Genomic DNA, 11,578 nt, shown 5'->3' with positions numbered 1-11,578 from the left:
GAGCCGACACAGCGGCTGGTCGAGATCCTGCGCGATCATGTCGCGCACGAGGTCGGCCCGATTGCCAAGCCGTCGATGATCGAGTTCGTAGAATCGCTGCCCAAGACGCGCAGCGGCAAGATTATGCGGCGCGTGCTCAAGGCGCGCGCGCTCGGCCAGCCGGAAGGCGACCTGAGCACGCTGGAGACGTAAAAGCGGGGGGTAGGGAATAGGGGATCGTCTAGCCCGGCCCCATGTGCGTTTTGTCTCCGGACCTGGAAACAAAAACGGCAGCTGCGAAAGCTGCCGTTTTTTCGTGAGGCGACGGTGGGAATCGAACCCACGGTGAGGGTTTTGCAGACCCTTGCCTTGCCACTTGGCGACGTCGCCACGGGATGAACTGGGGCACAGTATACACGACGCGGGGCGGGTTGACAAGGCTAAAGCGCGGTTTGAAATGGCGGGGCGCTGCCCCTGAACTTTACACTCTTTTTCTGCGAAAAGGGCGGTAAAAACGACAGGTGAGATCGGTACGTGAAACGACCGGGGCTGGTGTGGCCCCGGTCGGGATGTGCGGATCGGATATGCGCGGCTGAGCGGGTTAGCTCAGGTAGTCGCGCAGATTGTGCGCAAGGCGCGGGTGGCGCAAACGCCGCAGCGCCTCTTTTTCAAGTTGGCGGATGCGCTCGCGGCTGAGGCCAAACTTGTTGGCGATCTCTTCCAGCGTGTGCGGCTCCCCGCCGCCCAGGCCGAACCGCAGCCGCAGAATGTGACTCTGGCGCGGCGTCAGCTCGCTGAGCACTTCTTCGATCGTTTCTTGCAGCAGGTGCTGCGTCGCCGCCTCGACCGGGCTGGGCGAATCCTGGTCTTCGATGAAGTCACCGAACTCGCTGTCGCCATCATCGCCGACGGGACGTTCCAGCGCGATCGCATGCTGGCTGGCGTCCATCATCCCGCGCACACTCTCCGGCGGGAGTTCCATTTCCTTGGCGATTTCTTCGGGGGTGGGGCGGTGGCCCAGTGTTTGCTCCAGCACCTGCGCCGTCCGGTACATCTGGCGGATGCGCTCGGTCATGTGGAGCGGAATGCGGATCGTGCGGGTCTTCTGCGCCAGCGCACGGGTGATCGCCTGGCGAATCCACCACGTCGCGTAGGTGCTGAAGCGGTTCCCGCGCTTGTAGTCGTACTTGTCTACGGCGCGCATCAGGCCGACATTGCCTTCCTGGATCAGATCCGGGAACGGCAGGCCCTGGCCCATGTAGCGTTTGGCGATGCTGACTACCAGCCGCGTATTCGCGCGGCCCAGATGCTCGCGGGCGGCTTGGCCGTCGGAGACGAGCTGCTGCAGGTGGTCGTATTCATCGTCGTTGGGGGACATACCTTCCAGTTGAAGGAGCGCTTCCCGGCCCAGCTCGATGCGCTTGGCCAGTTCGATCTCTTCATTTGCCGTCAGCAGCGGTTCCTGCGCCATCTGGCGGAAATACAGCCCGACCGGGTCATCTGCCGAGACGGCATTGATATCCCCCACGCCCGGGTCGTGCGATTCTTCTTCGGCCTCGAATTCGCGCTCGCGCTGGTCGAGATCGTCGTCGTCCGAGGTATCCTGACGCAGCTCGATGCCGAGTTCGTCAAGCTCATCCAGGACGGCTTCAATAGCGTTTACATCATCGCTGTCTTCGTCCAACAACTCCAGCACATCTTCAAACGTGACATAGCCGCGCTGGTCAGCGCGGTTCATGAGTTCCTGTATCACCTTGGGTTCCGTTGCCTCCTGAGGTATTGCTGATTGGGTCCATGCTGCTTTATCGTTGCACAAACAGAACAAGCACCGCATCAGCCCAACAATAGGAGAACGCGATACAGATTATAGCACACGTTGAGGTAGTACGGAAGTATGGATTTGATCCGCAAATTGTATCTCTTTTACTGCCAAACTGCCAAAAATTGCGGATCAGGTTTTAGCAGGCTGCTGCCATTCGATTTTCTCAGCGTTCAAACGGCGGAGCTGATTCTCGATCGTGTAGGCGGGGCGGAGGGTGAAACTGTCGATGGGCGTATCCCGATCCAGTGCGTCGAGATCCGCGTCGAAGCGCAGGATGATGCCCGCGTCGGCGTAGAACAACAGGATGCTGTCGGCGAAGGGCAGGGTAAGATTGCCCTGGGCGATGCCTGCCGCGTCGGGCGGGCCGTAGCGGTCGAGCGCCCAACCGAGTGTGCCATACGCTTGCAGCTCGGCTTCTTCGGCTTCAGTCGTGCCGAGCGTGACGAGCAGGACGCATTCCCCGGCCTCGAAGCGCATACGCGGCGGGCGTCCGGCCACCGAGACCGGCTGGCCGAACGACGCGCGGAGCTGGGTATCGGTCGTCGTGCCGAACTCGATCGCTTCCACGGAGTCGATCGGAAACGTCGCCGTGCAGTCGTCCGGCGAGGCGGTGGATTCCTCGGCGGAGTCGGTTCCGGCGGGCGCGGGCGTCGAGGTGCTGCGGCCCGGCAGCAGACCGGCAGGGGGTGCGGTTGGCGTGCTGCGGGGTGTGCCCAGGCTGGCCGCTTCAGACGGATCGATGCGCGCACCGGCCAGCGTCAGGCCGGCGGCGAGGATCACGGCGGTGAGGACGGCAGTCAAGGTGAATAGTTTCATGGGCAGGGGGGATTCTGTTCCATTAGTGGCGATTATCGCAAGTTCGCCCAAGGAAAACAAAAACACCCACCGTGTGGTGAGTGCCTGATTTGTTTTTCTGGTGACCCCGGGAGGACTCGAACCTCCAACCAATTGATTAAGAGTCAACTGCTCTGCCAATTGAGCTACGGGGCCGTTCGTGCGTGCCCAAAGAATTTACCATAACTTGAAGACCCGGTCAACGGTGACTTGCCCAAACAGACGGAATTGGGCCTGAAAACCGGGTTGTTAGTGCGGCGCTATCCTGCAAATCCAAAAAGCAGGCAGCAGGGCGCGTTTTGAGGTGATAAGTATCACATTCCATTTAGTCGAAAACTGGGTTACCATTCAAAACGTCAAAATCCTTATTAAGGAGCAGAGATCGCATGTCACTCATTGAAGAAATTCGTGAAGCAGTCATTAATGGCCAGGCGAAAGTTGTCGTTCCAAAGGTTCAGCAGGCGTTGGATGACGGCGTGGCTGCCGATCAGATCCTGCACGATGGCTTGATCGATGCCATGCGCGAAGTTGGGCGCATGTTCGAAGAAGGCGAATACTTCGTCCCCGAAATGCTCATCGCGGCGCGCGCCATGAAAGCCGCCCTGGAGATTCTCAAGCCGCATCTGGTGGACCAGGGCGTCGAACCGCTGGGCCGCATCGCCATCGGGACCGTCAAGGGCGACCTGCACGACATCGGCAAGTCGCTGGTGGCGATGATGCTCGAAGGCGCGGGCTTCGAGGTGATCGACCTCGGCGTGGACGTGCCCCCGGAAAAGTTCATCGACCAGATCAACGGCGGCGCGCAGATCGTGGCGATGTCGGCCCTGCTGACGACGACCATGCCTAACATGAAGACGACCATCGAAGCCATCGAGAGCGCGGGACTGCGCAATCAGGTCAAGGTGATGGTCGGCGGTGCGCCCGTCACGCAGACGTATGCCCAGCAGATCGGCGCAGACGGCTTCTCTGAAGATGCGTCCTCTGCGGTTCGCACGGCGGTCGGGCTCATCGAGAAATGAAACGCTACCTCGCCCTGACGTGCGAGGCTCTGGCGCGCAGCGTCTATGCCATTGCTGCCACCGCGCCACATACGATTTCGGTTCAACTGTTCAAGCAGGGCCTTCACAATACGCCGAAGGCCCTGCGTAACGCGCTTCAGGACCAAATCGATATGGTGCAGGCGGATGACTACGACGCGATCCTGCTCCTGTACGGCATGTGCGGCACGTCCACGGTGGGACTGAAGGCGCGGCAAATTCCGCTGGTCATTCCCCGTGCGCACGACTGCATCACGCTGTACCTCGGATCGCGCCAGCGCTACGACGAAGAGTTCAACGCACACCCCGGAACATACTGGTACAGCCTCGATTACATGGAGCGCAACCGCGACCTCAACTCTGCCGGATTGGGTGCGGCCAACCTGGGTGAAATGGACGACGTGTACGCGGAGTACGTCGAAAAATACGGCCAGGACAACGCCGACTATCTCATGGAAGTTATGGGCGAGTGGGGCAAGCACTACGATCGAGCGGTCTTCATCGACATGGAAACCGGCGATGGCGCGCGTTTCGAGCAGATCGCGCAGGAGCAGGCTGCCCGGCGCGGCTGGTTATTCGAGCGCAAACAAGGCAACGATCGCCTGATCGACATGATCCTCAACGGCAACTGGCTTGCCGACGAAATTCTGGTCGTGCCGCCGGGCTGTACGATCCGCCAGCAGGCCGGGGACGGGCTGATCGCCGCCGAACCGGGAGAGGACTGACGTGACTGAGGTCGCATTTCAGCCTATCGGGCGGCGGATCGAGGCGCGGGCAGGCGATACCTTGCTGGAAGCGGCGCAGCAGGCCGGGGTCGCGCTGTCGGCGGTATGCGGCGGCGCGGGTATCTGCGGCGACTGCCGCGTGCGCGTGCAGCGCGGTGCAGTGAGCGCGCTCAACGACACCGAATACGACCTGATTACGGATGCGGATCTGAAGACCGGGCTGCGGCTGGCCTGCCAGACGGTGATCGAAGACGCGGGCGAGATCGTGGTGGACGTGCCTGCCGACTCGCTCAGCGCGCCGCAGCGCAGTCAGGTCGAAGGCGAAGAAATCCCGCTGGCCGTCGAGCCTGCGGTTGCCGTGTATGATGTGCGCGTCGAGCCGCCGTCGATTCACAACCTTACCGGCGACTGGGAGCGGCTGCAAGGCATCGATCCCGCTGATTGGCACGCAGCAGCCCCGATCCTGGCGCAGCTTCCTGAAACCGTGCGTGCGAACGGCTGGCAGACCCGGTTGATCGGGCGCGGGCATGAGGCGGTTGCGTTTTTCCCGCCGGGAACCGTGCCGTTCGGGTTTGCCGTGGACGTGGGCACGACCGGGCTGGCGGCCTATCTGGTCGATCTGGTCACGGGCGAAACGCGCGGCATGAAGGGCGCCACGAATCCGCAGATTGCGTACGGCGAAGACGTGATGGCGCGGCTGACGCTGGCGATGCGCGAGCCGGAAGGCCGCGCGCGCTTGCAGGCGTCGATCATCGCGGGGCTGAACGATCTGCTGCGTGACGTTTGTGCGCAGGCGGGCGTGAGGCGTGAGCAGGTCGTAGACGTGGTGCTGGTCGGCAATACGGCGATGCATCACCTGCTGTTGGGCCTGCCGGTCGAGCAGCTTGGCAGCGCGCCGTACGTCCCGGCGGTGTCGGCGGCGGTGAGCACTCCCGCCCGCGCGCTGGGTCTGGACGTGGCCGAGGGCGCGGCAGTGTACCTGCCGCCCAACGTGGCGGGCTTCGTCGGGGCGGATCACGTCTCGATGGTGCTGGCGACGGCAACCGCCGAACAGCCCGGCGTCACGTTGAGCCTGGACATCGGCACGAACACGGAAATCTCGCTCAACGCGAACGGCACGCTGTGGTGCTGTTCGACGGCGTCCGGCCCGGCGTTCGAAGGCGCACACATCCGCGACGGGATGCGTGCAGCGGACGGGGCCATCGAGCGGCTGATCTGGCAGGACGGAACGCTGCGCTGGATGACGATCAACCACGCGCCGCCGGTCGGCCTGTGCGGATCGGGCATCCTCGATGCGGTGGCGGTTTTGCGCGCGGCGGACATTCTGCGCCCGACGGGGGCGATGCGCCGTGACGCGCCCGGTGTGCACGCGGAGCAGGTCAACCCGTGGTACGAGATCGTGCCCGCACGCCAATCGGGGCACGGGCGCGAGGTGGCGATGAGCCGCGCCGACGTGAACGAGGTGCAGCTTGCCAAGGCCGCGATCCGCGCCGGGATCAAGCTGCTGGTCGAGCGGGCCGGGCTGGAAGAGAGCGACATCGACCGCGTGATCGTGGCGGGCGCGTTCGGCAACTACATCGATCTGGAAAACGCGATTGCGATCGGCATGTTCCCGCCCCTGCCGCTGGAACGGTTCCATCAGGTCGGCAACGCGGCAGGCATCGGCGCGAAACGGCTGCTGATCAACGCGCACGAACGGCAGCGCGCGACGGGCGTCGCGGCGCGCTTGAACTATATCGAGTTAACGAACCATCCCGATTTCACCGATCGTTTCAGTCAGGCTGTGCTGCTGACGCCCGATCCCTGGGAATAGACGCACTTTGAGGAGAAACCATTATGCAGACTGTTCTTAAAGGTCCATCGACCGTCGTCACCATCGGCCCGGACGAGCCGATCGTCGTGATCGGCGAGCGCATCAATCCCACGGGACGCAAGGTGTTCAGCGCAGAGCTTCAGGCGGGTGATCTCAGCCGCCTGCCGCGTGACGCGCAGGCGCAGGCCGATGCGGGCGCGCTGGTGCTCGACGTGAACGTCGGCGCGGCCAGCGTGGATGAAGTCGCGCTGCTGCCGCAGGCGGTCCAGATCGTGCAGGATGCGGTCGATCTGCCGGTGTGCATCGACTCGGCCAATCCCGCGGCGCTGGCCGCTGCGCTCAAGGTCTGCAAGGGCCGCGCGCTGGTGAACTCGGTCAACGGCGAGGCGGAAAAGATGGCGGCGGTGTTCCCGCTGGTGGCGGAATATGGCGCGACGGTGATCGCGCTGTGCATGGACGACAGCGGCATCCCCGCGACGCCGCAGGACCGGCTGGCCGTGGCGGAAAAGCTGCTCGAAACGGCGCACGGCTACGGCATCGCGCCCGACGCGATCCTACTCGATCCGCTGGTGATGAACGTCGGCGCGGATCACACCGCGGGGCGCATCACGCTCGAAACGGCGCACCAGATCCGCGAGCGGCTGGGCTGCAACATGACCGCCGGGGCCAGCAACGCCTCGCACGGCATGCCCGACCGCGACCTGATCAACACGGTCTATCTGGCGCTGCTGCGGCAGGCGGGCGTCAACGCGCCGATCTGCAACCCGTTGAAGAATGGGCTGGCCGTGCGCGCGATTGACCTCATGCTCGGCCTCGACGAATGGGGCATGAACTACATCGGGCTTTACCGGGCACTTCAGAAGGCCGCGGAAGCCTGATCTTCGCGCTCGCGGTCGCGCGCCTCGTAAAACGTGAGGATGCGCACGGCAACGTCGATCACTCCGGCGCGCAGCTCGTCCGGCTCGATGACTTCCACCAGGGAGCCGAAGCCGAGGACCATGCTGCGCGCCGATTCATAATTGTCGAACGTGATCGGCAGCGTGATCCAGCCATCTTCGTCGGAAATCGCATTTTCAATCTGGCGAAAGATCCCCTCTCCAAACGTCTGCGGCAGCACCGGCACGATCTGCGGCGCGAACCGCAGCACCGATTGGTAATGCCACAGACTTGCTTCGAACGCCGAACACCACGCACGCCAGTACGCGCTGAGATCGAAGTCGGCGGGGCGGGCGAAATGCTCGTCCGTCAGCATCACCTCGCGGATGCGCGAGACGCGGAACGTGCGCATGCCTTCCTCTGTGCTGGCCACGAGATACCAGATGCTCGCTTTCGCCACCAGCCCATAGGGGGCGACGCGGCGCGTGCCCATGCTGCTGTCGCGCCGCAGGTAGACCAGATCGACCCATAGATCCTGCCACACGGCGGTTTGCAGCGTGGGCAGATGTGGAACCAGTTCTTCGGCGCGAAACCAGCCCGCCGGATCGAGCATGATGCGCTGGCGGATGCGCTCCGCATCGGGGCGGGGCGCGGAGGGCAGCGCGGCCAGCAGCTTGAGCACGGCGGCTTGCAGCACACCGTCCAGCCCCAGATCGCCCAGCGGCCCCTCGGATGCGGAAATGAACAGGCTGTGGATCTCCTGCTCGCTCAGTCCGGTCAGCGATGTGCGGTAGCCTTCGGCCAGCGCGCAGCCGCCGTTTGGCCCGCGTTCGGCATAGACTGGCACGCCTGCCGCGCTCAGCGCGTCCAGGTCACGGTAGATGGTGCGCTCGGACACTTCCAAACGCTCGGCAAGCTGCCCGGCGGTCATGCGCCCGCGCGATTGCAGCAGCAGCAAAATGGAGAGCAAACGATCCGCACGCATGGGCACTCCTTGTAGAACATCTGCGCAAATTTCTCTCTAGAATACCACAATTTATGACAGGAGATGTCAGGTATGGTGCGGTACGATCGACTTGTTACCTGACCTTCCAAATGTGAGGAGTTTCGGATATGGCGGAATACCGCGATCCGCTGGTGTACTACACGCTGCCCGGCCTGATGACGAGCGCGGGCGAGCAGGCGGGTATGCTCAAGGGACTGCCCGACGATATCCCCGGCCTGTGCCGTGTGGTGCAGCAAAATCTGCTGCATGTTCACTGGGCGAAAAGGTACGGTGTGACGATCACGCCGGATGACGAGCAAGAAGTCCAGCTCCGGCGCGCATCGTCCATGCTGGCGCGCATTGCGACCCAGGACGACCGTATGCTGACGGTGCCGCGACCGGTCGAAAAGCGGTTGGTGGGCAACTGTCGCGATTTTTCGGTGATGCTGTGCACGCTGCTGCGGCACCAGGGTATTCCGGCCCGCCCGCGCTGCGGGTTCGGCACGTACTTCACGCCGGACTGGTTCGAGGATCACTGGATCTGCGAGGTGTGGAACGACGACGAGGCGCGCTGGATGATGGTCGACGCGCAGTTGGACGCGCTGCAAGTCGAGGCGCTGGGCATCACGTTCGATACGTGCGACCTGCCGCAAGGCAGTTTCATCCCGGCGGGCAAGGGTTGGCAGATGTGCCGCGCGGGGGAAGCGGATCCGTCCCGGTTCGGGATCTTCGACATTCACGGGCTGTGGTTCGTGCGCGGGAACCTGTTGCGCGACTTCGCCTCGCTGAACCGGATGGAGCTGCTGCCCTGGGACAGTTGGGGGCTGTGCGACCGGGAACCGGACGCGGACGATCTCGCCCTGCTGGACCACGTTGCGGCGCTGACACTGGCGGGCAACGAGGCGTTCGAGGAGGTGCGGGCGCTGTATGAGGCCGAACAGGATCGCCTGCGCGTGCCGGACGAGATCCACTCCTATAACAGCGATACTCCCACGATCATCGACCTGCGCGCGGATGAACTGGAGATGTTCCCGGCCTGACGCGGACACACATCTCACCGGATTAACAGCGAACGGGGCGCAGCGATGCGCTCCGTCTCTTGTTCCGTCGGGTGATCCCCGGCGGGAGTATGGGGAATTTCCAAATCTCGAATAAAGGAGACGTTGAAGTGGAGATAGGCATACAGATTTATGCGAAAGGCAGCGTGGAGGCGGTCGAGTTTTATCAAAGAGCGTTTGGGGCTGAACTGGGCTACAACGTGAAACACCCCGATGGTACGTTTCTACATGCTGAGATCATGGTGAACGGCGAGTCTTTTCTCGCTGTCGGCGAGGCCGGAGATGATTTTATGACAGAAGTATTCCCGAAGTATCCGGCGATGAGTTTCGGCATGGTCCTTGATGACGAAGATGCGGTACGAAAAGCCTACGAGGTCTTGAGCGAAGGAGCCGCCGTCTGTACCCCGCTCAGAGTGTTGCCGTGGAGCGACTGCTGCGCAGATATCGTCGACCGCTTTGGCGTCTACTGGTATCTGACGGTGCCTCAGCATAGACCAGCCGAATAAAGGGTCACCCCTGGCGGAAGTGTGCGGTATTTCAAATTACCTGTGAAGCCCTTGAATCGACCCCTGTGCCGCTCGTGATTGCCCGACTCGAACCCTGCTGGCGGGGCGAATTGAGCGCTCTTTCGCCTACCACTCCATTCACACTTTAGCCCAGGATTACGGGGCGCAGCGATGCGCTCCGTTTTTTGTTCCGGCGGGGGATCGCCGGGCAGAGGGCGGGTGAAAGCGCCCTAGATCGGCTATAGTCGGGGGAGAGAAGCCGTTTTTACCGGATACCGGAGGATTTCACCGTGCGCCGACGCGTGATCGTGCTGAGTGTTTCGTTCGCCCTGCTGCTGGCTTTCGCCATGACGGCCAGCGCTTTGACCTTTGCGCAAGGCGTCACGCCGACCGCGACCCCATTTGTCGAGCCGGACGGCTGCCAGCGGCCCCCCGACGACTACACCCAGTTGTGGGTCAACGGCGGGCTGTTCAATGTGCGCACGGTGGCGATGCTTGATCATGCGCAGGAACTCTATACCGCGATGGGCGGCACTGTCGATCTGCGGCTGGCGATCACTCAGGGCGGCTATAACGCGGGCGGCGTGGCGGCCAGCTTCGGCACGCACGACGGCGGCGGCGCGGTCGATCTTTCGGTGCGCAGCCACGTCGATTGGTCCGTGCTGGAGGACCAGATCGAGCCGATGATTGCAGCGCTGCGCGTGGCGGGCTTCGCCGCGTGGCTGCGCGACACGGGCGACCTCTACCCCGATTCCCCGATTCACATCCACGCTATCGCCATTGGCGATGCAGAGCTTTCGGGCATGGCGCGCTCGCAGATCGACGGCACGTTCGGCTACCTGCGCGGCTACGATGGCCTGCCGCGCTACGACGGCGTGCCCGTCGCGGATCGCCACGGTGGGCCGGTGGTCTGCCAGTGGATGATCGATATGGGCTTCCACGACATGCGCGGCGAGCCGAATCCGCTGCCGACGCCCGGCGGCACGGCGCTGCCGGTGACCGCACTGCCGTAACATTGCAGGGCGGCGCCCCGGTTTGTTGAAAGTTCCCCAGGCGCATCTCGACCGCAGACGCTATGATCGCAGGATCGCCGTTTATGCAGGGGAGCCGCTATCACTGTGAATCCCGATACTGAAACGACTGCTGTGCCCGCGCACGATCGCCCCGCCGGGGCCGGACTGCGCGTGGAGCTGGTCGCGCTGACTCTCGCGCGTACGGTGCTGAACACCAGCCACCGCATGATTTACCCCTTCCTGCCGACCATCGCGCGCGGGCTGGCCGTGAGCGAAACGGCGGTCGCGCTGACCGTTACGGGGCGGTCGAGCCTGGGACTGATCGGCCCGCTGATCGGCTCCCTGGCGGACCGGCGCGGGCGTAAAGTGGCGATGATCACGGGTATGCTGATTTTCTCCGCCGGGCTGGCGCTGGTGGGGCTGTGGCCGACGTATCCGGCATTGTTCGCGGGGGTGCTGCTGGCAGGCGTGTCGAAACTGCTGTTCGATCCGGCGCTGCACGCCTACCTGGGCGATCGCGTCGATTATGCGCGGCGAGGTATGGCGGTTGCGCTGGCCGAAATGAGCTGGTCGGCGGCGTTTTTGGTCGGGATGCCGGTCGTGGCGTGGCTGATCGCGCGCAGCGATCACTGGTATGCGCCGTTCCCGTGGCTGGCGGCGCTGGGGGCGATCTTTGCGGTCGTGCTGTGGCGTGTGCTGCCCAACGATGCGCCGTTCCACATCGACCGTCCCTCGCTGCTGGACGGCGCGCGGACCGTGCTGGCGCACCGGTCGGCGCGGGCCGGGCTGGGCGTGAGCCTGCTGATCACGGCGGCCAACGAAACGGTGTCGATCATGTTCGGCGTATGGCTGGAAGACGCGTTTGCGATGAAGGTCGCGGCGCTGGGGCTGGCCTCGGTCGTGATCGGCGTGGCGGAGCTGGGCGGCGAG

At 63.6% G+C, this 11,578-nt stretch carries 12 protein-coding genes and 2 tRNA genes; 9 read left to right on the top strand and 5 right to left on the bottom strand.

Annotated elements, in window-relative coordinates; genetic code table 11:
* A partial coding sequence (locus tag V7116_RS13230; RefSeq protein WP_324392408.1) for an AMP-binding enzyme occupies positions 1–192 on the top strand: 192 nt, incomplete at its 5' end.
* A gap of 106 nt (positions 193–298) precedes the next feature.
* Here the strand turns inward: V7116_RS13230 and V7116_RS13225 are convergent.
* From V7116_RS13225 to V7116_RS13210, 4 genes are all read right to left on the bottom strand, one after another.
* Positions 299–369, bottom strand: a tRNA-Cys gene (locus V7116_RS13225).
* A 211-nt stretch (positions 370–580) separates the two neighbouring features.
* A complete protein-coding gene (locus tag V7116_RS13220) occupies positions 581–1,813 on the bottom strand; it encodes a sigma-70 family RNA polymerase sigma factor (protein WP_324392407.1) in 1,233 nt (410 codons plus the stop codon).
* A 117-nt stretch (positions 1,814–1,930) separates the two neighbouring features.
* Complete coding sequence (locus tag V7116_RS13215; protein ID WP_324392406.1) at positions 1,931–2,617, bottom strand: hypothetical protein; 687 nt, start codon at positions 2,615–2,617, stop codon at positions 1,931–1,933.
* A 98-nt stretch (positions 2,618–2,715) separates the two neighbouring features.
* Positions 2,716–2,791 (bottom strand) — tRNA-Lys (locus tag V7116_RS13210).
* Between the two features lie 230 nt (positions 2,792–3,021).
* Between V7116_RS13210 and V7116_RS13205 the strand changes: the two genes are divergently transcribed.
* Genes V7116_RS13205 through V7116_RS13190 form a run of 4 tightly spaced genes read left to right on the top strand, consistent with a single transcriptional unit; the run spans position 3,022 to position 7,088 of the window.
* A complete protein-coding gene (locus tag V7116_RS13205; RefSeq protein ID WP_324392405.1) occupies positions 3,022–3,654 on the top strand; it encodes a cobalamin B12-binding domain-containing protein in 633 nt (210 codons plus the stop codon).
* Positions 3,651–4,397, top strand: coding sequence for a DUF1638 domain-containing protein (locus V7116_RS13200; RefSeq protein ID WP_324392404.1), 747 nt, complete (start codon positions 3,651–3,653; stop codon positions 4,395–4,397). Before V7116_RS13205 ends, V7116_RS13200 begins: the two co-directional genes overlap by 4 nt.
* A 1-nt stretch (position 4,398) precedes the next feature.
* Positions 4,399–6,210 carry an ASKHA domain-containing protein gene (locus V7116_RS13195; RefSeq protein ID WP_324392403.1) on the top strand — a complete coding sequence of 604 codons (1,812 nt, stop codon included), beginning with the start codon at positions 4,399–4,401 and terminating at the stop codon, positions 6,208–6,210.
* Positions 6,211–6,233: 23 nt separating this feature from the next.
* Positions 6,234–7,088, top strand: coding sequence for a dihydropteroate synthase (locus V7116_RS13190; protein ID WP_324392402.1), 855 nt, complete (start codon positions 6,234–6,236; stop codon positions 7,086–7,088).
* Here the strand turns inward: V7116_RS13190 and V7116_RS13185 are convergent.
* Positions 7,067–8,071 (bottom strand): helix-turn-helix transcriptional regulator, encoded by a 1,005-nt coding sequence (locus V7116_RS13185; RefSeq protein ID WP_324392401.1) that lies wholly within the window; start codon positions 8,069–8,071, stop codon positions 7,067–7,069. The two genes, V7116_RS13190 and V7116_RS13185, sit on opposite strands and share 22 nt — an antisense overlap.
* A gap of 128 nt (positions 8,072–8,199) precedes the next feature.
* Here V7116_RS13185 and V7116_RS13180 point away from each other — a divergent pair, with 128 nt between their 5' ends.
* From V7116_RS13180 to V7116_RS13165, 4 genes are all read left to right on the top strand, one after another.
* A complete protein-coding gene (locus V7116_RS13180) occupies positions 8,200–9,111 on the top strand; it encodes a transglutaminase-like domain-containing protein (protein ID WP_324392400.1) in 912 nt (303 codons plus the stop codon).
* Between the two features lie 128 nt (positions 9,112–9,239).
* Positions 9,240–9,635, top strand: coding sequence for a VOC family protein (locus tag V7116_RS13175; protein ID WP_324392399.1), 396 nt, complete (start codon positions 9,240–9,242; stop codon positions 9,633–9,635).
* Between the two features lie 290 nt (positions 9,636–9,925).
* Positions 9,926–10,648: a hypothetical protein gene (locus V7116_RS13170; RefSeq protein ID WP_324392398.1), complete on the top strand. Its 723-nt coding sequence runs from the start codon at positions 9,926–9,928 to the stop codon at positions 10,646–10,648.
* 105 nt (positions 10,649–10,753) lie between these two features.
* Positions 10,754–11,578, top strand: an 825-nt coding sequence (locus tag V7116_RS13165) for an MFS transporter (protein WP_324392397.1), incomplete at its 3' end; no start/stop codon positions are given.

It is taken from the genome of Aggregatilinea sp., assembly GCF_036822615.1.
Taxonomy (GTDB): domain Bacteria; phylum Chloroflexota; class Anaerolineae; order Aggregatilineales; family Aggregatilineaceae; genus Aggregatilinea.
The sequence above is the reverse complement of the archived record's forward strand: the minus strand, read 5'-3'. Positions and strand labels throughout refer to the sequence as shown.

Coding starts and splice junctions, on each gene's coding strand:
- V7116_RS13205 (WP_324392405.1), top strand. CDS start 3,022: ATGTCACTCATTGAAGAAATTCGTGAAGCAGTCATTAATGGCCAGGCG.
- V7116_RS13200 (WP_324392404.1), top strand. CDS start 3,651: ATGAAACGCTACCTCGCCCTGACGTGCGAGGCTCTGGCGCGCAGCGTC.
- V7116_RS13190 (WP_324392402.1), top strand. CDS start 6,234: ATGCAGACTGTTCTTAAAGGTCCATCGACCGTCGTCACCATCGGCCCG.
- V7116_RS13180 (WP_324392400.1), top strand. CDS start 8,200: ATGGCGGAATACCGCGATCCGCTGGTGTACTACACGCTGCCCGGCCTG.
- V7116_RS13215 (WP_324392406.1), bottom strand. CDS start 2,617: ATGAAACTATTCACCTTGACTGCCGTCCTCACCGCCGTGATCCTCGCC.
- V7116_RS13185 (WP_324392401.1), bottom strand. CDS start 8,071: ATGCGTGCGGATCGTTTGCTCTCCATTTTGCTGCTGCTGCAATCGCGC.
- V7116_RS13220 (WP_324392407.1), bottom strand. CDS start 1,813: ATGCGGTGCTTGTTCTGTTTGTGCAACGATAAAGCAGCATGGACCCAA.